We start from the raw sequence: 19,734 nt of genomic DNA, 5'->3' as shown, positions 1-19,734 counted from the left end.
GCGTCATCCGCTGCTTCAGCAAGGGGAGTCGAATGCGCTATCTCATACGGACGGCCGTCGTGGCGGCGGTCCTGGGGACCTGTGCGACGGTGCCGCCGGTGGCCGCCGCGACGGAGAGGCACCAGGGGCGCACCGAGCGGGTGAGCGTCGCCGCCGACGGCACGGAGGCGAACGGCGAGTCGGGGCAGGGGAAGATCAGCGGTGACGGCCGCGTCGTCGTCTTCAGCTCGGGGGCCGACAACCTGATCCCGGGCGATACTCGCAAGGGCGGCCCCTTCGTCAAGGACCTGCGTACCGGCAGGGTCGAGCGGGTAAGCGTGGCCACCGACGGCACACCGGGCGACGGTTCGACGTGGGACGCGGCAGTCAGCGGTAACGGACGGTATGTCGTCTTCAGCTCGGACGCGACGAACCTTGTGCCGGGTGGCAACCCCACCGGAAGCACCGAGGTGTACGTGCGCGACCGCCGGACCGGGCGCACCGACATCCTCATCGGGGACCCGAAGCAGGGACGTGTCCAGAACAGCGAACCCTCGATCAGCGCGGACGGTCGCTTTGTCGCCTTCCTCTCCACTCGCAGCGACCTCGTGCCCGGGGACACCAACGATGTGCGGGACGTGTTCGTGAAGGACCGGTGGCGGGGCACCGTCAAACGCGTCAGCGTCGCCTCCGACGGCACGCAAGGGAACGGTGAATCCGTCTCCCCGGTGATCAGCGCGAACGGCAGCCGGGTCGGGTTCAAGAGCAGGGCGTCCAACCTGACCCCTCAGGCGGGCGCCGACGAGGAAGCGCTGGCGCGGCCGCGGGCTCGCGTGTTCTACGCGCACGAGCTGCGCACCGGCCGCACCGAGCTCGCCGCGCGTTCCCTCACCGGCTCGAGGGTGGCGGTTCTCACCGACATCGGCCTGAGTCCGGACGGGCGCTACGCGCTGTTCCTGAGCTCCAACGTCAACATCGTCGCCGGCGACACCAACCACACGGTGGACGCGTTCGCCACAGATCTGCGCACGGGCGTCACCCGGCGGCTCAGCGTGGCAGCCGACGGCTCCGAGGCCAATGACATGTCGTACGGGCACGTGGCCATGAGCGCCGACAACCGGTATGCGTTCTTCCCGTCCAGTGCCACCAACCTGGTGCCGGGCGACACCAACGGAAAGGAGGACGTGTTCGTACGCGACCTGCGGACCGGCGCGGTGGAGCGCGTCAACGTCGCGTCCGACGGCAGGCAGGCCGACGAGTTCTCGTTGAACTTCAGCGTCGACCTGGCCGGGCGCAGGGCGGTCTTCGACAGCGGGGCCGGCAACCTCGTACCCCAGGACGGCAACGGCGGGAGCGATGTCTTCCTCCGCCGCCTGCGGTGAGCTGAAGGGGGCCGGACGGCGAGGGGGAGTGCCTGCGAGCGCCGGGCTGGAAAGTGCCGTTCTCGCTCCGCGCGTCATTGTCGTCCCGGAGGGCGTCGCGCTTGCAACCACACCGCTTCCATAACCTCCGCTTCTGTCACACAGAACAGCCGGCTCTTGGACTTCTGGATCACCGTCCCGCAGAGTGGGACGCACGCCGAGAGGAACCGCGCAGAGGAGCAGGACATGGCCGACTTCGTTCTCATCCCGGGTATGTGCCATGGCGGTTGGTGCTTCGACCCGGTCGCCGAGCGGCTTCGGCAGGACGGTCACCGTGTCCACGCGTTGACGCTCTCCGGGATCAGCGAGCGCGCCGATCTGCTGACGTCCACGGTCAATCTCGATACGCACATCCAGGACGTGGTGGACGTGCTGGTGGCCGAGCGGATCGAGGACGCCGTGCTCGTCGGCCACAGCTACGGGGGGATGGTCGTCAGCGGGGTCGCGGACCGGGTGCCCGAGCGGGTGGATTCGCTGGTCTACCTGGACGCCGTCGTACCGGAGGACGGCGATTCCTGCTGGAGCCTCGTCCCCGACGAACGGGAGTGGTACCTGGACGTCGGCGAGACCGGCTACGCGGTTCCGGCGATGCCGTTCTTCGACCCGCGCGCCACGGCCCACCCGCTGGCTTCGCTCCTCCAGCGCATCCGGCTGACCGGGGACGCGGGCCGGTTCCGGCGCAGGGACTACGTCTACGCGACGCTGTGGGAGGGGGAGTCGCCGTTCACCTCGACCTACCAGCGGCTGCGCGAGGACCCGATGTGGACGGTGCACGAGCTGGAGAGCCGGCACAACCTCATGCGTGATGCGCCGGACGACCTGTTGAAGATCCTGCTGCGGTCCCTCGACGAGCCGGCCCGCACCGCCGGCCGGCAGTAGCGGGCCGGCTGAACGGAGGGCTCCCGCCCGGACCCGGGCGGGAGCCCTCCGCTCACGGGCGCGCCGAACCGCCGGTCAGACGCACCGTGCTGAGGATCTTCCGGACCGTTGCGTCCGGGACCTCCTCCTTCACGCCCTTCACCCCGTGGAACGTCCAGGACACGAAGTCGCCCTTGGAGTCCTTGAAGGCGAACGCGGTGCCCTTGCCGTCGGTATCGCACTTGCCCTTCTTCCCGACGCCGACGGACGTGGCCGTCGCCACGCTGCCGGTGATGCCGGACGCCGTGGTGAAGGACTCCACGGCACCGGGCTTGACCTTCGACCTGTCCGGCTGGGCGTACCCGCCGTAGATCCACTGGCTCACGTTGTGGCGCGCGGCCTCCTCGGTGTTCTTGGCACCGTTCTCACCGCGGGAGCCGGCGGCGGCGATCGGGGTGTTCTCGGTGGTGCCGTTCTTGTCCTCGTCGGACGTGCACCACTGCTCCTCGAGTACCGCCGGGGCCAGGAAGCCGACGAGGGGGGTGTCCTCCGGATCCTTGTTGTCCGAGACATAGCTGGCCCAGTCGGGATCCTTGCGCTGCCAGTGCGCGGGTACGTCGAAGGCGATGCCGCGCTTGGGGTTCACCACGACCTTCCAGCCGGGAACCACCGGCTTGGGCTCGTCACCGCGACGTCCGTCGTCGCCACCCGTGGGCGTCGGCCCGGAGGTCCGGGTCGGTGCGGACGCGGTCGGTTCGGGGCTCGCCGCGTCGTCCTTGTCACCGCCCAGGACCAGGAAGCCGGTGACACCGGCGGCGATGACGACAGCGGTCGCCACGACGACGGCGATGACCGTCGTCCTCTTGCCGCCGCCGCGCGGCGGCGGGGGTGCCCCGGCCGCAGTGGCCGGGGCGGTCCAGGGCGCTGCCTGTTGCGGATCCCGGTACGGGTTCGTCTGCGTGGGCTGCTCGTGCGGGTTCGGGTGTCGGTACGGATTCGCTTGCGCATCCCGCGGGTTCTGCTCGCCCCCGCCAGCTGTTTGTCCTGGCCACATGAAGGGCCACCCTATGCGGCGGCCTTCGGCGGGAGCGCGTCAGGGCCTGTTCGCCGGGGCGGCGCACCAGGGAAACGGTGGCTTCATGGCTGACGCGGCCGCACGGAGGGAGACTGATCCCGGGCGGCCGTCCGGTCGCCGCGAGCGCGTGGAATGAGACGGCATGCAACACCAGACGGTGAAGGACGTGATGACCCAAGAGGTCGTCAGGGTGGTACCCGAAACGGGCTTCCGCGAGATCGTGACCCTGCTGACCGAGTTCGACATCACCGCCGTCCCCGTCGTGGACGTCGACGACCGGCCAGTGGGAGTGGTGTCCGAGGCGGACCTGATCCGTACTCAGGCGGCACAGGACGACACCGAATCCGATCTGCCGGCCCCGCCGCCCGGCCCCGCGGCGGTCACGGCCGGGCAGCTGATGACCAGCCCCGCGGTGTGCACCACACCGGACGTGAGCGTGGTGGCCGCCGCGCGCGTGATGGCCGGCCGGCACGTCAAGCGGCTGCCGGTGGTGGACGGCCACGGACGGCTGGTCGGCATGGTCAGCCGGAGCGATCTGCTGAGGGTGTTCCTCCGCGACGACAAAGCCATCCGCACCGAGATCGTCGAGGAGGTCCTCGACGACGTGCCCGGTGTCAGCCCCGCCGCCGTGGGCGTCGAGGTGCAGCAGGGTCTGGTGGTGCTCAGCGGCACGATCGAGCCGCCCGAAGTGGTACCGCTGGTGCTGCGCCTGTGCCGGGCGGTCGACGGCGTCGTCTCGGTCACCGACCGCACCAACGGGGCGCTCGCCCGCGCGGAGGCCGCTTCCGAGTCCTGACCCCGGCCGTCACTCGTGAGGGGCGACCGCCACGGGGCACGGAGCGTGATGGAGAGCGGACTGCAGTACCGGGCCGATGCGCGGCCCCAGGGCGGTGCGGTGCTTGTGCCGGCGGCCCATCACGAGCAGTCCGGCCCCTGCCGCCGCCCTGTTGATCACCCGGGCGGGGCTCTCCAGGTGCACGCTCTCCGCCACCTCCACCCCCGGGAACTTCTCCCGCCACGGACGCAGCGCGTCACCGAGCACCTTGCGTGCGTCGCGCGTCAGGTCCTCCACGACGTCGGGGTCCATGCCCCAGGGAGCGTATGCCTGCACGGGCAGCTTTCCCGCGTGAACGGCGTGCAGGGTGGCACCGCGGCGGGCGGCGCTCGTGAAGGCGAACTCCAGGAGACGTTCGCACGGGCCCTGCAGGTTCAGCCCCACGACCACGTCACCGGTGGCCGGGGGAGCCGCCTGTGCCGCCGTGCCCGCCGTGTCCTCCTGAGCGCGGACGAGCACCACGGGTGTGTCGGTGTGCGCCACCACGTGCAGGCCGATGTCCCCGAGGAAGAAGGCGGCGACGGGCCCCATGCCCCGGGAGCCGAGGACGAGCAGGTCCGACTCCGCGGCCGCGGCCAGCAGTGCCGGGCCGGGGTCCTCCGCCACCAGTTCCTCGGTGACGGGCAGCTCCGGATAGAGCTGGTGGACCTCCCGCTGCGCGTCGTCGACGATCTTCTTCGACCAGTAGTCCCGGTCGCTCTCGGCCGTGGCCTTCTCCCCCGCGGCGGAGAGCAGGACCCACGCGTGGAGCATCCGCAGCGTGCAACCGCGCAGCCGCGCCTCCTGCGCCGCCCACAGGGCGGCAGAGCGACTCTCCGGAGAACCGTCGAGCCCTACGGTGATGACGGGGTCCATGACGAGTGCCTCCATCTCCTCGGGATCACTTCGGCCTCCTCGGGATCACTTCGGCGTCCCTCCGGGCGGAAACCGGACGAGAGGGCTTGGGGTTCCTCCTCCTCCCATCATGCGGCGCCCGGCGGCTGCCCGCTCAGGGGCCGACCCCCTCGCAACCCGGGCCCCGGAGTGCGACCGTGGTGATGAGGCCTTTGCGAAGGTCGCGGAGAGTTGGTGGAATCATGGAGATTCCGGTGGTCGTAGGGGTGGACGGATCGGAAACCGGGCTGCGGGCGGTGGACTGGGCCGGGGAGGAGGCACTGCGCCTGGGCCTGCCCCTGCGCATGGTCTATGCCTCTTTGTGGGAGCGCTACGAGGGAGGCGGGCCCCCGGACCCCGAGCGCCCCTCCGAGCGGGTCCTCGCCGATCACATCGTTTCGGCCGCGATGGATCGCGCCCGCCGGCAGGCCCCCGAGATACGGATCTCCTCGCTGGTCCGGCCGCAGGACGCCGTGACGGCCCTCCTGGAGGAAGGCCGCTCGGCCACGATGGTCGTCGTCGGCTCGCGGGGCCGGGGCGGGCTCGCCGGGCTGCTGCTGGGCTCGGTCAGCCTGTCACTGGCGGGCCGGTCCCACTGCCCGGTCGTGGTGGTCCGCGCGCTGCCCGACCCTGCCGCGGCACCGCGCGGGGTGGTGGTCGGCGTCGGTGGTGCCGCGGAAAGCAGTCAGGCCCTCCGGTTCGCCTTCCGCGAGGCGGAGACGCGCCGGTGCCGACTGGTCGCGATCCGGGCCTGGCGCTCCCCGATGCACCGCCCGATGGGCAATCCGCTCTTCTCCGGTGACCCGGTGGCCGCGCACCAGCGGCAGGCCGCGGACATCCTGGACGACGCCCTCGCCGGCTTCGAGCGCAGCCATCCCGATGTGGACGTGCACCGCGAGACCGTGGAGGGATCCGCGCACCACGCACTGCTGGAGGCGGCCGCCACCGCGGAGCTCCTGGTCGTCGGCGCGCGGCGGCTGTCCGGGCACGGCGGGCTTCAGCTCGGCCGGAGCAACCACGCCGTCCTGCATCACGCGCCCTGCCCCGTCGCCGTCGTCCCCGAGAGGGTGTGACGGGCGTCGGCCGTGGAGGCACCGCCCGGTCCCGGTGTGCCGTATCCGCCGCCGCCCGGTGTCTCCACCACCAGCACATCGCCGGCCCCCACCTCGACGGAGTCGCACCCGGCCATCGGCACCGTGCTGCCGTCTGCACGCTCCACGCGGCTCGCACCCAGGGCCCCCGGGGAGCCGCCGGCCATGCCGTAGGGCGGCACCCGGCGGTGACCGGAGAGCGTGCTCACCGTCATCGGCCGACGGAAGCGGATCCTGCGCACGGCGCCGTCGCCGCCGCGCCACCGCCCCGCACCACCACTGCCGTGCCGCACGGCGAAGTCCTCCAGCAGCACGGGGAGGCGCCATTCGAGGACCTCGGGGTCGGTCAGCCGTGAGTTGGTCATATGGGTCTGCACCACGGACGCGCCGTCGAACCCCTCACCCGCGCCGGAGCCGGAGGCGACGGTCTCGTAGTACTGGTGGCGTTCGTCGCCGAAGGTGACGTTGTTCATGGTGCCGGAGCCCTCGGCCTGCACGCCCATGGCGGCGTAGAGCGCCCCGGTGATGGCCTGGGACGTCTCGACGTTGCCCGCGACGACCGCGGCCGGGGGGACCGGTGCCAGCATCGAGCCCGGCGGGATCACGATCCGCAAGGGGCGCAGACAGCCGTCGTTGAGGGGGATGTCGTCGGCTACGAGGGTCCGGAAGACGTAGAGGACGGCGGCCGTCACCACCGAACTCGGTGCGTTGAGGTTCGTGTCCAACTGAGGTGACGTCCCTGTGAAGTCCACCGTCGCCGTGCGGTGTGCCCGGTCCACCGAGACACGCACGGCGATGACCGCCCCGGAATCCGTCTCGTAGCGGTACGCGCCGTCGTCGAGCGCGTCGACGACCCGGCGCACGGCCTCCTCCGCGTTGTCCTGGACGTGCCGCATATAGGCCCGCACCACGTCCGGGCCGAAGTGGTCGATCATCTTGCCGACCTCCTCCACGCCCTTGCGGTTGGCGGCGATCTGGGCGCGCAGGTCGGCGAGGTTGGTGGCCGGGTCGCGGGAGGGGTAGGGCGCCCGGGTCAGCAGCCGCAGCGTCTCGGCCTCCCGCAGCGTGCCGTTCTCGACGAGCAGCCAATTGTCGAACAGCACCCCCTCCTCCTGGATCTCACGGCTGTGCGCCGGCATGGAACCGGGGGTCAGCCCGCCGATCTCCGCGTGGTGACCGCGGGAGGCGACGAAGAACAGGATCCGCGCGCCGCCGGTCCCCGTCCCGCCGGGCCCGTCGTCGAAGACCGGGGTCACCACGGTCACGTCCGGCAGGTGGGTACCGCCGTGGTACGGATCGTTGACCGCGTAGGCATCGCCGGGTTTCATGGCCCCTGCCCGGCGGCGGATGACTTCCTTCACGGTGGTGCCCATCGAACCGAGGTGCACCGGGATGTGCGGGGCGTTGGCGATGAGATTGCCGTCGGGGTCGAAGAGGGCACACGAGAAGTCGAGCCGCTCCTTGATGTTGACGGACTGCGCCGTCGACTCCAGCCGCGCGCCCATCTGTTCGGCGATCGACATGAAGAGATTGTTGAAGATCTCCAGCAGGACGGGATCGGCCGTGGTCCCGACGTCGGCCCCGGCGGGGGCCGCCACGCGCTCGACGAGCAGGTGTCCCTCCGGGAGGGCGGCCGCCTGCCAGCCCTTCTCCACGACCGTGGTGGCGTTGGCCTCCGTGATGATCGCCGGGCCGGTCACGGACGTGCCGGGCCGCAGGCGTTCCCGGCGGTGGAGGGGGACTTCACACCAGGCACCGTCCGTGAAGAGCGACGCGGAGCCCTCGGCCGCGTCGTCCCCGTCCCCGTCGAGGCCACCGAGGCCACCGAGATCGGGCTGTGGTGTGAGGCCGGTCGCCTCGACCGACAGGGACTCGACGACGACCGGGCGGTCCATGAGGAAGGAGTACATCGCCCGGTGGCGCGTCTCGAACGCCGCGGTCATGCCGGCCGGGTCGGTGAGCTCGACCGGCACGGTGGTGTCGGTGCCGTCGTAACGCAGCCGTGCGCGCCGCGCGATCCGGATGTGCTCGGCGGGGACGTCCTCGTCGAGGAGTTCGGCGCGCGCCGCCGACTCCAGCTCCCCGGCGACCGCGGTGATCCGCTCCATGTGTGCCTCGTCGAGCGGCACTTCCACCGACTGCTCGCGCATCGCCGTGGTGTCGGCGAGGCCGATGCCGAGCGCGGAGAGCACACCGGCCATCGGCGGTACGAGGACGGTGCGGATCCCGAGCGAGTCGGCCACCGCGCACGCGTGCTGGCCGCCCGCGCCCCCGAAGGTGGTCAGCGCGTACCGCGTGACGTCGTGGCCCTTCTGGACGGAGATGCGTTTGATCGCGCTGCCGATGTTCGCCACGGCGATCCGCAGATACCCCTCGGCGACCTGCTCGGGCGAGCGACGGTCGCCGGTCCGTGCGCGGATGTCCTCGGCCAGCTCGGTGAACCGCCGCCGCACGATCCCACCGTCCAGGGACAGGTCGCCGTCCGGCCCGAACACCCGGGGAAAGTGCGCGGGCTGGATCCGGCCGAGCATCACATGGGCGTCGGTGACGGTCAGCGGGCCGCCGCCGCGGTAGCAGGCGGGCCCCGGGGCGGCACCGGCCGAGTCCGGGCCCACCCGGTAGCGGCTGCCGTCGAAGTGCAGCACCGACCCGCCACCGGCCGCGACGGTGTGGATGTCCAGCATGGGGGCCCGCAGCCGGACACCCGCCACCTGCGTGGTGAGCACCCGCTCGTACTCGCCCGCGAAGTGCGACACATCGGTGGACGTGCCGCCCATGTCGAAGCCGATCACCTTCTCGAAGCCCGCCAGCCGTGACATGCGCACCATGCCGACGATGCCGCCGGCCGGGCCGGACAGGACCGCGTCCTTGCCGCGGAAGTGTCCCGCTTCGGCCAGGCCGCCGTTGGACTGCATGAACATCAGCCGCACGCCGCGCAACCGGTCGGCGACCCGCTCCACATAGCGCCGCAGGACCGGCGAGAGGTAGGCGTCGACGACCGCGGTGTCCCCCCGGGGCACCAGCTTCATGAGCGGGCTGACCTCGCTGGAGAGTGACACCTGCGGGAATCCGATCCGCTCGGCGAGAGCACCGATCGCCCGCTCGTGCGCCGGGTGCAGATGGCTGTGCAGACACACCACCGCCACCGCGCGGACACCGTCGTCGTAGGCGCGCCGCAGCTCCGCGGCCAGGGGGCCGAGTTCCGGGGGACGCAGGACCGCGCCGTCCGCGGTGATGCGTTCCGCGACCTCGATCACCCGCTCGTACAGGGCCTGGGGGAGGGTGATCGCCCGGTCGAAGATCCGGGGCCGGTTCTGGTAGCCGATGCGCAGCGCGTCACCGAAGCCGCGGGTGATGACCAGTGCCGTCCGCTCGCCGCCGCGCTCCAGAAGGGCGTTGGTCGCCACCGTGGTGCCCATCCGTACGGCCTCCACCGTGCCGCTCGTGACGGCCTGGCCCTCCCGCAGGCCCAGCAGTGTGCGGATCCCGGCCACGGCGGCGTCCTCGTAGCGGGCGGGGTCCTCCGACAGGAGTTTGTGCGTCAGCAGTCCGCCGTCGGGGCGGCGCGCCACGATGTCGGTGAACGTGCCGCCCCGGTCGACCCAGAACTGCCATCTCCCGCCGGCGCCGTCCGTCATGTCCGCTCCCTTCACCGCCGGCCGCGCCGCGGCCCGCCACGCCCCCTACCGCAGGGTGATCTCCTCGCCGATGCCCCGCTCGCGGGCGGCGGCCAGGACCAGGGCCGCGGCGGCCGCGTCCTGCACCGCCACACCGACCGATTTGTAGAGGGTGATCTGCTCCGGCGAGGTGCGCCCCGGCTTGTCGCCCGCGACGAGTTCGCCCAGCTCGGTGTGGACGTGCCCGGCGGTGATGACGCCGTCGCGGATCGGCTCCAGAAGGTCGTTGCTGCCGGTGGGGAAGGGGGCCAGCGCGGTCCGCCGCGACTCGACGCACACCAGCGCGTCGGCGACGGTGGCATCGTCGATCTCACGGCCCTTCGGGTTGTACCCCACCGAGGTGATGTGCACGCCGGGCGCCAGCCAGGGGCGGCGGACCACCGGTTCCGTGGTGTGGGTGGCCGCGGCGGCGATGTCGGCGCCGTCGAGCGCCTCGGCGCAGGTCGGCACCGCCCGTACCTCGGCGTCGAGTACGGACGACAGGTCCTCGGCCAGGGCGGCCGCCTTCGCCGGGTTCCGGCCCGCCACCCGGATCTGCCGGATCGGGCGGACCCGGCACATGGCGCGGGCGTGGGAACGGGCCTGCACCCCGGTGCCCAGTACGGCCAGCACGGACGCGTCCTCGCGGGCCAGCAGCCGCGCCGACAGCGCGGAGCAGGCACCGGTGCGTTCCGCGGTGATGGCCGTCCCGTCCAGCAGGCCCACGGGCTCACCCGTCTGAGGGTCGAACACGACGATGAGCGCCTGATGGGTGGGCAGCGGCGTTCCCGTGTTGTGGGGAAAGAGGGAGACCAGCTTACTCATGAGCACCCCGGCCGACGGCACATGGCCCGGCATGGCGGCCAGCAGCGCCTCGCTCTCGGGCACCAGCGCGGCGACCCGGTCCGGCGCCGAGGCACGGCCCGCACTCAGATCGGCCATCGCCGACGCCAAGGCGTCGATCAGCTCGTCCAGGTCGAGCAGGGCCTCGACCTGGGTGGGACCCAGAACCAGCACACGCCTCAGCCTCCCGATTCGCCGTCCCGCCGCACGGCCGGGGCGCCGGCCCGCGGTCCGGGGCCGACGCGGCCACGAACACACCGCGCCGCCGGGCACGTTCATCGTTCGTACGCGTCCGAACGTGTTCGACTGTACGCGCTGTCCGCCCCGTGTCCGTGCCGCCGGGCCCCCGGCCGGTGCGCCGTCACCCGCCCGCCGCACGGGGCGCAGTGGCGTTCACCCGGGTGAGCCTGCTCAGGCGCCCGACTCCTTGTCTTCCCGCCCCGGCGTACGGGACGCGCGGCTGCGGACGGTGGCGTGCACAGCGGTGGCCGGCTGGAGCAGCAGACCGGCCCGGACCGCCGCCTCGCCCGGATCGACGTCCACGTGGTACCGCAGGCCCACCGTGGCCAGCACCATGGCGGCCTCGACCAGGGCGAAACGGGCCCCCAGGCAGGAGCGTTGACCGCCACCGAAGGGGAACCAGGCGTGGTCGGGGACCGGATCGGGGGCGTCGGGATCCCAGCGCTGCGGGCGGAAGGCCGCCGGATCGGGGAACCAGCGGGGGTCGCGGTGGGTGGACCACTGACTGCACCACACGATCGTGCCGGGCGGCACGGCCGTACCGCCGAGGGTCGATCCCTTACGGGCGACGGCGGCGATCAGCCATGCGGGCGGATACAGCCGCAGCGCCTCCTTGACGATCTGTTGGGTCCAGCTCAGCCGCTCGTAGTCGTCGATGGTGGGCAGCCGCCCGCCGAGCACCCGGTCGAGTTCCTCGTCGAGCCGGGACCGGGCCTCCGGTGACCTCGACAGCAGGTACCAGGCCCACGTCAGCACGGTGGAGGTGGTCTCCTGACCGGCGGCCCAGAGCGTCACCGCTTCGTCGCGGACCTCCCTTGCGGACAGCGGCCGCCCCTGGTCGTCCCGGGCCGCCAGCAGCCTGCCCAGCAGGTCGTCGCGCGCTTCGGTGCCCGCACCCGCGGCCCGGCGCTCACCGATCAGCCGGTGCACCTCGGCGTCGATGGTCGCGACGGCGGCGAGCAGCCGCCGGCGGGACGGCGTACGCACCCAGGACGGCAGGAAGAGAGTGATGCCCCGCAGCTCGGCCCCGACCTCCCGCTGGGCCACGACCATCGCGTCGCCCAGCGTGCGGGCCTGGTCGCCGATGTCGTTGCCGAACAGCGTCCGCACCACGATCCGCTGGGTGAGCAGCGCCATCTCCCCGCGTACGTCGATGCGCCCGCCGTCCGTCCAGCGGTCGGCCGACCACCGCGCGCAGTCGGCCATGGTCGCGGCGTACGCGCGGACCTGGCGGGGGCGCACGGTCGGCTGCACGAGGGAGCGTTTGCGGCGCCAGTCGGCTCCCTGGCTGAGGATGACGCTCCGGCCGGTCACCTGCTGGAACGCCCAGCCGATCACGAGCGGGTCGTAGGTGCGCTCCACGGCACCCAGCAGCTCGGCGATGTGTTCGGGGCGGGAGACGAACAGGCTGCGCCTCGGTCCCAGCGACCACGTCACCGCGTCCCCGAACTCGTCGCGAAGCCGGGTGAGGAAGGTCAGCGGGTCCTGGCCGAAGGCGGGAAGATTCCCCAACAGCGGCAGACCGCGCGGGCCGGGAACGGGACGGAGCGGCAGAGTGGTCGCGGTCATGACACGGCCCCCAGGCAGTACGAAGTCCTTCGAAGTGGGTATTAATGATGATTACCCACTGCTCGACCGTGTAAAAGGCGGAATCAGGTGATGTGATGACGCGCTGACAGCGAACCCCGCGGGTCGCGCTTTTGGCTCAGGGCTACCGCTCAGGGCTGCCCCGGTGGGCGCGGACCGGCGGTCAGGGTGAGGCTGCCGGGGAGGGCCGCGCAGACGTCCCGCAGATGGGCGGCCAGGTCGGCGCGGGTGGGGGTGCCCGGCCCGGCCATCCAGGTGTCCAGGGCGCAGTGGAAGGCGGCGACCAGCATGTCCACGGCCAGCCGGGTGCGCGGGTCGTCGGGGTCGTCCAGGTCGAGGCGGCGGTGCAGGGTGGCGCGCGCGGCCCGGCCGGTGTCATGGCAGAAGTGCAGGCCGTGCGCGTCCATCGACGGGGTGACGGCGGCCAGCCGGCGGGAGAGCAGGACGCGGTGGGCCCAGCCATCGGCGGACATCCGGTCCATCGCGGCGAGCAGGGCGTCCCGCAGCATCTCCAGCACCGGGCCGTCCCCGGGCTCGCGCGTCCGAAGGTCCTCCAGGAAGGCCCGCCACAGGTCCTGGGTCGGTGCCATGGCGACGTCTTCCTTGCCGGCGAAGTAGCGGAAGAACGTGCGCTTGGAGATCTCCACCGCGTCGCAGAGCTCGTCGAGCGTCACCCCGTTGAAGCCCCGCTCGGTGAACAACTGCAGGGCGGTGTCGGTCAGGGCCGCTCGCGTGCGCAGCTTTTTGCGTTCGCGCAGCGGGAGCCGGTCGTCGGGGTCGCGGGACGGCAGCGCGTTGCTCATGACGCAAGCGTACCCGAGGGGTGAATGCCACTTGCGCGCTTATGCCACTCAGTGGCATAACTGTGCTTCCGGTCGTCACCGATCCGATTGCCAGTGACGATTCGACCCCAGTGAAAGGTGCACCCCATGCGTGCTCTGCTCGTCGACCGCTCCGTGCCCGCCGGCCTCCGCCTCGGCCGGGCCCCCGACCCCCGGCCCGCCCCGCATCAGGCCCTGGTGCGGGTGACGGCGACGTCCCTCAATCACGGCGAGGTCGAGTTCGGCCTGAAGGGCGCGCCCCAGGGCGCCGTTCTCGGCTGGGATGCGGCCGGAGTCGTGGAGCGGGCCGCCGCCGACGGCTCCGGCCCCGCGGCCGGTACCCCCGTGGTCACGCTCGGCGCCGACGGTGCCTGGGCCGAACTGCGCGCCGTCGACACGGCCTTGATGGGGGTCGTCCCGGCGGGAGCCGACCCCGGGGCCATCAGCACGGTGCCCGTGGCGGGCGCCAGCGCCCTGCGCGCCCTCCACCGCATCGGGCCCGTCCTGGGCAGGCGCGTCCTCGTCACCGGAGCCACGGGCGGCGTCGGCCGGTACGCCGTGCAGCTCGCCCGGCTCGGCGGAGCGCACGTCATCGCCTCCACGGGAGACCCGGGGAAGCACGGTGACGGCCTCCTGGCACTGGGAGCCCACGACGTGGTGAACGGGCCGCTCCAGGTCGACGGGCCGGTCGACGGTGTCGTGGAGCTGGTGGGAGGGCAGCAACTCGTGGACGCCTACGGCAAGCTGGCCGAACGGGGCACCCTGGTCGCGGTCGGGCACTCCGCGGGGCAGGGCGAGACCTTGCCCTTCGGTGCGCTCTTCGGTGACCAGGGCCGGCACGACCGTGCGATCGCCAGCTTCTTCCTGCTCGGCTGCCCGGGGCTCGCCCCGGATCTGGCCTGGCTCGCGGACAGGGTCGCCACGGGCGGGCTCGACCCGCAGATCTCCTGGCGCGGCGGCTGGGACGAGGCCGCCGACGCGATCGGCGCCCTGCTCGAACGCCGGCTGCACGGCAAGGCGGTGCTGGACATCCCTTGATGGACCGCGGCATTGGGGGGCACCTCCCAGCGGTAGTTGGGGGAGCGTGCGATCGCAAGATTGAAAGGCGAAATCAGCCGCCTGCCTATGTCGGCTCCCGAGGAACGCGCGCCCCGGCCTCACGGGGGCCTCCGCATCCGTACCTCGCCAGGCATGCGGGCGGCATTTTGATGACTTAACATGAAAATAGCGCCTGCTAGTCGATTACTGCTCGAGCAGGAAAGCAGGATCAGATCATGTACATGATGCGCGAGGTCTACCAAGCTGAACGCGGGAAGGCGCCGGAGATGGTAGCGGCGTTCAAGACCCTGACCAAGGTGTTCGAAGAGGCCGGATACGCGAACCGGCGAATCTACGTCGATTACTCCGGCCCCATGGATACGGTTGTCTGTCAATGGGAATTCGACAGTCTCGACCAGTACTTCACCATGGAGCGGGCGTTCTTCGTGAATCCGGATGAGAACGCCCAGTCACTGATCGATACGATGAACACTCATGCGGTATCCGGCTACAAGGAGATCTACGAGGTTATCCAGTAGCGGACCGCTGGGCGGCAGAGGCCACCGTCACCCGCGCGTTCCCGGGTGAGAGGGCGTCGGTCCCCACGCGGCAACGCCGTGCACGGTGTTCGCCCCGAGCACCTCGCAGCCCATCGCCGCCACCGCCCCGAGCACCGCACGGCGGGCCCGCTCACTGTCCCCGGGCGGGAACGCCACCCGGATCTGATGGCCGTACGCCGTCTCGTACGTCAGCCGCCAACCGGTCTCCACGGTCGCGAAGTGGTCCTGGCGGCTGTCGCCGTACGCGGAGTGGAAGCTGCCCCGGTCGACGGTGGGCGCCAAGGCCTCACGCAGGATCCGCAGCCGCTCCGGGTAGGGCAGGGGGCCTTCCGACAGCGGCACGTACACATGGACCTCCTCGCGCGCCGCGTCGAACCACGGAGCGAGGCCCTCGTCGTCGGGCATGACCTCGGAGACGATCCGGCCGCTGACCCAGCCCTCGATGAAGTCGGTGGCACAGCAGTCGTATTCCTCGTGGTCGTCGTCGCGCGACCAGACCACCACCGGCCAGGAATCGGGCTCTCCCACGGTCAGCCAGCACAGATGGTGGCCGGCATCGGTCAGTCCCCAGGCGATCAGCCCGCCCGGTTCCGGGAACAGCGGATACGGGTAGCGTTCCGGGAACATCTCCCGCGACGAGCCGTAGTCCTCGAGCAGATCCGCCGTGAGCCGCACCGGGTTGTCCTCCCCGAACGGGGTGCACAGCCCGATGACGTCACAGAACTCCCCCCGGCCGTAGGTGGCGACGAGTGCCTTGAAATCGGACGGCAGACGGGTCCCGAGCGAAGCCTCCACGGCCGCCCAGTCGCCCTGACCGCCCGTCGGGCGGGCCGGCGGCGGCACACGCCGGACGAGGTCGGTCAGCAGTGGGCTGGAAAAAGACATGCGGGCCACCCTAATCGGGCCGCGGCGCCGCTTCGCCGATAGCCTGGGTCCCCCATCTGCACGGCAACCACGCGAAAGGGGTCCGTCATGGTGAAATTCACCGGCGCCGTCCCGGTTCTGACCGCTGTCGACGTGCTGGCCGACGTCGCCTTCTGGGTCGACGCCCTGGGCTTCGAAGAGGACTTCGCGGACCCGGACTTCGCGGGCATCCACCGAGGTGACGTGCAGCTGTTCATCAGCCGGACGGAACACCAGGTCGTCGCGGACAACACCTCCGCGTGGGTGGAGGTCGTCGGCCTCGACGCCTTGCACGAGGAGTGGTCCCGGGTGGTCTCCACCGACTACGCGGACGTCTCCGGACCGGCCATGACCGCGGTGGGCGACTCGCCCGCGGGCCGCGAGTTCGCGCTGCGCGACCCCGCCGGGAACTGCGTCCACTTCGCCGCCGAGCGCTGAGACGACAAGGCGGCAGCCATGCGGGACCGTGCAGCGCTGCTGCCCGAGCGCTACGAGCAGTCGGAGTGGTAGGCGTAGGGCCGGTCGGGGCACCGGGTGCAGACGAAGAGGTACATGCCGCCCATGTCACCGAGCATCAGCCCCGGCGGCCCCTGGACCTTCCGGCGCTCCTCGTAGGGGAGGTCCCAGATCTCGCCCGTGGCGGGCGTGTCCTCCAAGGGCAGCCAGCCCCGCCACGACTCCCCGTCGAACTCCCTGCTGTTGACCGTCAGCAGATGGTCCATGCGCAGGCCGCATCCGGCGCAGTCGGGCCAGTACGGATCCTGCGTCCACGTCGGGTATCCGCCGACCTTGACGCCGTGCGGCACCGAGAGGTGGGACCAGTACGACCAACCGGTCTCCTCCTCCACCTCCTCGAACCGCTCCTCCAGCGCGTCGGCGATGTCCTCGGGCAGATCCCGGTTCGGGTATTCGGTGACCCGCTCCGGGTGCAGCACGCACGGGTCCGGGAGGTAGTCGTCGTGGGCACCGGCCGGCCGGTGCGGTGCGACGGGTGCGCCCTCGCACCGGGCACTGTTCCACCAGTACAGCTCAGGGCGGGGCACATAGCCGGCCCTGTGGTCGAAGGGGCACCACAGGAGCTGAAGGACGTCCGTTCCAGTGGGAAAGGGCAGCTCGGGCACATCGGCGGCGAACAACTGGAGTACGGGCACCAAGGGCAGCGCACCGGATCCCGGCGGCGGCGCGAACGCCGTCGACGGGTGGTCGTCGTCGCAGTGCGGCCAGTCCACCGACCGCGGCCACAGCACCGGCCCGCCCAGCGAGCTCTCCCGCACTCCGGGGCTCCCGGGCCGCGGGTGCAGCCGGACCGCGTCCCTGCGGTAGGGGACGACCTCGGGGAACAGCGCCTCCACGTCGAGGGGGCGGGGCGGGGTGGTACGAACCATGGCGGGCACTCCTGACGAACCGGTCACGCACGGCGGCTCCTGCCGCGGCGAATCGAGAGCGTAACCCCCGGGTAGGACACCCCTTCCGGAGAGCTTGCGTTGAAGCACGCTCCAGCTCGTAGCGTCGTGGACACGACCTCACCCGAAGGGAACACCGTGCGATACACACTGTTCGGCAGGACCGGTCTGCGCGTCAGCGAGCTGAGCCTGGGCGCCATGACCATCGGCGACGACTGGGGATGGGGAGCCGCCAAGGACACCAGCGGGCGCATCCTCGACGCCTACGCCGACGCGGGCGGCAACTTCATCGACACGGCCGACATCTACACCGACGGCACCTCGGAGACCATTCTTGGTGAGCTGCTCGACGGCCGCCGCGAGAATTTCGTCCTGGCGAGCAAGTACACCTGCGCCACCCGCAAGGGCGATGTGAACGCGGCGGGCAACCACCGCAAGAACCTCGTGCGATCGGTGGAGGAGAGCCTCGGCCGGTTGCGCACCGACCGCCTCGACGTGCTGTGGGTGCACGCCCGGGACAACTTCACACCGGTCGAGGAGGTCATGCGGGCGCTGGACGACCTCGTCCGCGCCGGCAAGGTGCTCTACATCGGCGTCTCCGACTGGCCCGCCTGGGAGATCGCGCAGGCCAACACACTCGCCGAGCTGCGCGGATGGACCTCCTTCGCGGGCTCGCAGCTGCGCTACAGCCTGCTGGAGCGGACACCGGAGCGTGAACTGCTGCCGCAGGCCCGCGCCTTCGACCTGGCCGTGCTGGCGTGGAGCCCGCTCGCGGGCGGCAAGCTGACCGGCAAGTACCGGCGCGGCGAGACGGGCAGGCTGAACGCCCCGGGCTGGGACAGCGGGACGGACCGCAGGGAGGACGAGATCATCACCGCGGTGGTGGAGATCGCCGAACAGGGCGGCTGGAGCCCGGCGCAGGTGGCGCTGGCATGGCTCCGGGGCCGCCCCGGCAACATCGTCCCGATCATCGCCGCCACCAAGGAGAGCCAGCTCGCCGACAATCTCGCCGCCGTCGAGGTCGAACTCGACGCGGCCGCCGTCGAACGGCTCGACGAGGTGAGCGCGGTGGAGCTCGGGTTCCCCCACGACTTCCTGCGGGAGCCGGGCATCACGGAGAACGTCTACGGCGACCGGTGGGCCGCCATCGAGGACCGACGCTCCACCTATCGCCGTACGACCGGCGAGATCCTCTAGAGGGAAACCCTCCAAGCCCGGCCGGGCATCGTTGTGCCGGTCAAGATCACCGTGTCCGTCCGTACGGCCGCAGACTTGCGGGACGGGGTGGCCGAGGCGGCCGCCGCGTTCTTGTCCGTGACGACACCTGGGACACCACACCGTGAGCGAACACGTCATTGCGCCCAAGAGCCGGGGCTTCCTCTTCCTCGACTCCCATCCCGAGGGCTGCCGGCAGCTGGTGGACGAGATGTGGCAGGCCGTCCCCGCCCCGGTCGCGGCCGGGGGCGAAGGGCCGGTGGCTCTGGTCATCGGCTCGTCCGCCGGCTACGGCCTGGCCGCCACGATCGCGGGCCTGGCCCGTGTCGGTATCCGTGGCATCGGCGTGTGCTTCGAGAAGGCGCCCGCGCGGCGCACCGGCACGGCCGGCTGGTACCGCACCGCCGCCACCGCCCGGCTCGCCCGACAGTACGGGCGTGACATGGTCTTCCTCAATGGCGACGCGTTCAGCGACACCATGAAGGAGCAGGTCGCCGACCTCCTCGCCGAGCGGTTCGGGGGCCGGCTCGACTACCTGATCTACTCGGTGGCCGCGCCCCGCCGCACCGACCCGGACACCGGCCGGCTGCATACTTCGGTCCTCAAGCCGATCGGCTCGCCGCACACCACCAAGACCCTCGTCTTCGACGAGTACGGGGCCCCGGAGGTGAAGGAGATCACCGCCGCACCGGCCGAGGGCGACGACATCGAGCAGACGGTGGCGGTGATGGGCGGCACCGACTGGGAACGCTGGATCACGTTCCTGGCCGACCGGTCCCTGCTCGCCGACGGCTTCACCACCGCCGCCCTGTCCTACATCGGCTCGCCGCTCACCGCGGCGCTCTACCGGCAGGGCACCATCGGCGCCGCGAAGTCCCATCTGGAAGCCACCGCCCGCAGGCTGGACGAGCGCCTCGGCACGATGCTGGGCGGCCGGGCCGTGACCTCGGTCAACGCCGCCGCCGTCACCCAGTCCTCCACCGCCGTCCCCGGCATCGCCCTGTACGTCGGGCTGCTGCGCGGCATCCTCGGCGACGCCATGGTGGCCCCGATCGGTCAACTGGTGGAGCTGTGGGACCAGCTGACCGGAGCGCGCCCCCTCGACCTCGACGACGAGGGCCGGATCCGCCTCGACACCTGGGAACTCGACCCCGCCGTGCAGCACGCCGTCGCCGAACGTTGGTCCACCGCCACCAGCGACACCATCACCGAACTCGCCGACCTCGACTGGTTCGGCGACGAAGTCCGCCGTCTCTACGGCTTCCGCGTCCCCGGCGTCGACTACACCGCCGCCGTCGAAACCGACGTGCCCTGGCCCGCTCCCACCAGCTGACCC

General features: G+C 71.5%; 17 protein-coding genes. 9 read left to right on the top strand and 8 right to left on the bottom strand.

Going from position 1 to position 19,734, the window contains the following annotated elements:
• The first annotated feature begins 32 nt into the window (after positions 1-32).
• A complete protein-coding gene (locus JO379_RS02460) occupies positions 33-1,361 on the top strand; it encodes a TolB-like translocation protein (protein WP_209513561.1) in 1,329 nt (442 codons plus the stop codon).
• 225 nt (positions 1,362-1,586) lie between these two features.
• Positions 1,587-2,279 (top strand): alpha/beta fold hydrolase, encoded by a 693-nt coding sequence (locus tag JO379_RS02455; protein ID WP_209513560.1) that lies wholly within the window; start codon positions 1,587-1,589, stop codon positions 2,277-2,279.
• A 52-nt stretch (positions 2,280-2,331) separates the two neighbouring features.
• Here JO379_RS02455 and JO379_RS02450 read toward each other — a convergent pair whose 3' ends face one another.
• Positions 2,332-3,096 carry a DUF8017 domain-containing protein gene (locus JO379_RS02450; protein ID WP_307841865.1) on the bottom strand — a complete coding sequence of 255 codons (765 nt, stop codon included), beginning with the start codon at positions 3,094-3,096 and terminating at the stop codon, positions 2,332-2,334.
• A 379-nt stretch (positions 3,097-3,475) separates the two neighbouring features.
• Between JO379_RS02450 and JO379_RS02445 the strand changes: the two genes are divergently transcribed.
• On the top strand, positions 3,476-4,129 hold the full coding sequence (locus tag JO379_RS02445) for a CBS domain-containing protein (protein ID WP_209513558.1): 654 nt from the start codon (positions 3,476-3,478) through the stop codon (positions 4,127-4,129).
• 9 nt (positions 4,130-4,138) lie between these two features.
• Here JO379_RS02445 and JO379_RS02440 read toward each other — a convergent pair whose 3' ends face one another.
• A complete protein-coding gene (locus JO379_RS02440) occupies positions 4,139-5,023 on the bottom strand; it encodes a universal stress protein (protein WP_209513557.1) in 885 nt (294 codons plus the stop codon).
• A gap of 221 nt (positions 5,024-5,244) precedes the next feature.
• On the opposite strand from JO379_RS02440, the gene JO379_RS02435 reads away from it, so the two are divergent.
• Positions 5,245-6,114, top strand: a complete 870-nt coding sequence (locus tag JO379_RS02435) for a universal stress protein (RefSeq protein ID WP_209513556.1) — start codon at positions 5,245-5,247, stop codon at positions 6,112-6,114.
• Here the strand turns inward: JO379_RS02435 and JO379_RS02430 are convergent.
• The 4 genes from JO379_RS02430 to JO379_RS02415 all read right to left on the bottom strand — a co-directional run bounded on the left by JO379_RS02430 (position 6,072) and on the right by JO379_RS02415 (position 13,261).
• A complete protein-coding gene (locus JO379_RS02430; protein ID WP_209513555.1) occupies positions 6,072-9,770 on the bottom strand; it encodes a hydantoinase B/oxoprolinase family protein in 3,699 nt (1,232 codons plus the stop codon). The two genes, JO379_RS02435 and JO379_RS02430, sit on opposite strands and share 43 nt — an antisense overlap.
• A 45-nt stretch (positions 9,771-9,815) precedes the next feature.
• Entirely contained in the window at positions 9,816-10,805 is a 990-nt protein-coding gene (locus JO379_RS02425) for an ornithine cyclodeaminase family protein (RefSeq protein WP_209513554.1), read from the bottom strand.
• 237 nt (positions 10,806-11,042) lie between these two features.
• On the bottom strand, positions 11,043-12,440 hold the full coding sequence (locus JO379_RS02420) for a cytochrome P450 (RefSeq protein WP_209513553.1): 1,398 nt from the start codon (positions 12,438-12,440) through the stop codon (positions 11,043-11,045).
• A gap of 149 nt (positions 12,441-12,589) precedes the next feature.
• Positions 12,590-13,261, bottom strand: coding sequence for a TetR/AcrR family transcriptional regulator (locus tag JO379_RS02415; RefSeq protein WP_209513552.1), 672 nt, complete (start codon positions 13,259-13,261; stop codon positions 12,590-12,592).
• A gap of 126 nt (positions 13,262-13,387) precedes the next feature.
• Between JO379_RS02415 and JO379_RS02410 the strand changes: the two genes are divergently transcribed.
• Positions 13,388-14,317, top strand: a complete 930-nt coding sequence (locus tag JO379_RS02410) for a zinc-binding dehydrogenase (protein ID WP_209513551.1) — start codon at positions 13,388-13,390, stop codon at positions 14,315-14,317.
• A 236-nt stretch (positions 14,318-14,553) separates the two neighbouring features.
• On the top strand, positions 14,554-14,856 hold the full coding sequence (locus JO379_RS02405) for a hypothetical protein (protein ID WP_209513550.1): 303 nt from the start codon (positions 14,554-14,556) through the stop codon (positions 14,854-14,856).
• A gap of 27 nt (positions 14,857-14,883) precedes the next feature.
• On the opposite strand, the gene JO379_RS02400 is transcribed toward JO379_RS02405, so the two are convergent.
• The gene (locus JO379_RS02400; protein ID WP_209513549.1) at positions 14,884-15,762 is read right to left on the bottom strand and encodes an SMI1/KNR4 family protein; all 879 of its coding nucleotides are present in this window, start codon (positions 15,760-15,762) and stop codon (positions 14,884-14,886) included.
• A gap of 87 nt (positions 15,763-15,849) precedes the next feature.
• On the opposite strand from JO379_RS02400, the gene JO379_RS02395 reads away from it, so the two are divergent.
• Positions 15,850-16,218, top strand: a complete 369-nt coding sequence (locus tag JO379_RS02395) for a bleomycin resistance protein (RefSeq protein WP_209513548.1) — start codon at positions 15,850-15,852, stop codon at positions 16,216-16,218.
• A gap of 50 nt (positions 16,219-16,268) precedes the next feature.
• Here JO379_RS02395 and JO379_RS02390 read toward each other — a convergent pair whose 3' ends face one another.
• Entirely contained in the window at positions 16,269-17,165 is an 897-nt protein-coding gene (locus JO379_RS02390) for a YwqG family protein (RefSeq protein WP_209513547.1), read from the bottom strand.
• 156 nt (positions 17,166-17,321) lie between these two features.
• Here JO379_RS02390 and JO379_RS02385 point away from each other — a divergent pair, with 156 nt between their 5' ends.
• Both JO379_RS02385 and fabV read left to right on the top strand, forming a co-directional pair.
• Positions 17,322-18,380, top strand: coding sequence for an aldo/keto reductase (locus JO379_RS02385; RefSeq protein WP_209513546.1), 1,059 nt, complete (start codon positions 17,322-17,324; stop codon positions 18,378-18,380).
• Positions 18,381-18,522: 142 nt separating this feature from the next.
• The gene (gene fabV / locus JO379_RS02380) at positions 18,523-19,731 is read left to right on the top strand and encodes an enoyl-[acyl-carrier-protein] reductase FabV (RefSeq protein WP_209513545.1); all 1,209 of its coding nucleotides are present in this window, start codon (positions 18,523-18,525) and stop codon (positions 19,729-19,731) included.
• Positions 19,732-19,734: the final 3 nt, after the last annotated feature.

The sequence above is a fragment of the Streptomyces syringium genome (assembly GCF_017876625.1).
Lineage (GTDB): Bacteria > Actinomycetota > Actinomycetes > Streptomycetales > Streptomycetaceae > Streptomyces > Streptomyces syringius.
Note: the sequence above shows the minus strand (reverse complement) of the source record. Positions and strands in the feature narration are given on the sequence as shown.

Bases quoted from the DNA above. Each gene is read 5' to 3' on its own strand.
- JO379_RS02460 (WP_209513561.1), top strand. From the start codon at position 33: ATGCGCTATCTCATACGGACGGCCGTCGTGGCGGCGGTCCTGGGGACC.
- JO379_RS02455 (WP_209513560.1), top strand. From the start codon at position 1,587: ATGGCCGACTTCGTTCTCATCCCGGGTATGTGCCATGGCGGTTGGTGC.
- JO379_RS02445 (WP_209513558.1), top strand. From the start codon at position 3,476: ATGCAACACCAGACGGTGAAGGACGTGATGACCCAAGAGGTCGTCAGG.
- JO379_RS02440 (WP_209513557.1), bottom strand. From the start codon at position 5,023: ATGGACCCCGTCATCACCGTAGGGCTCGACGGTTCTCCGGAGAGTCGC.
- JO379_RS02435 (WP_209513556.1), top strand. From the start codon at position 5,245: ATGGAGATTCCGGTGGTCGTAGGGGTGGACGGATCGGAAACCGGGCTG.
- JO379_RS02430 (WP_209513555.1), bottom strand. From the start codon at position 9,770: ATGACGGACGGCGCCGGCGGGAGATGGCAGTTCTGGGTCGACCGGGGC.
- JO379_RS02420 (WP_209513553.1), bottom strand. From the start codon at position 12,440: ATGACCGCGACCACTCTGCCGCTCCGTCCCGTTCCCGGCCCGCGCGGT.
- JO379_RS02415 (WP_209513552.1), bottom strand. From the start codon at position 13,261: ATGAGCAACGCGCTGCCGTCCCGCGACCCCGACGACCGGCTCCCGCTG.
- JO379_RS02410 (WP_209513551.1), top strand. From the start codon at position 13,388: ATGCGTGCTCTGCTCGTCGACCGCTCCGTGCCCGCCGGCCTCCGCCTC.
- JO379_RS02405 (WP_209513550.1), top strand. From the start codon at position 14,554: ATGTACATGATGCGCGAGGTCTACCAAGCTGAACGCGGGAAGGCGCCG.
- JO379_RS02400 (WP_209513549.1), bottom strand. From the start codon at position 15,762: ATGTCTTTTTCCAGCCCACTGCTGACCGACCTCGTCCGGCGTGTGCCG.
- JO379_RS02395 (WP_209513548.1), top strand. From the start codon at position 15,850: ATGGTGAAATTCACCGGCGCCGTCCCGGTTCTGACCGCTGTCGACGTG.
- JO379_RS02390 (WP_209513547.1), bottom strand. From the start codon at position 17,165: ATGGTTCGTACCACCCCGCCCCGCCCCCTCGACGTGGAGGCGCTGTTC.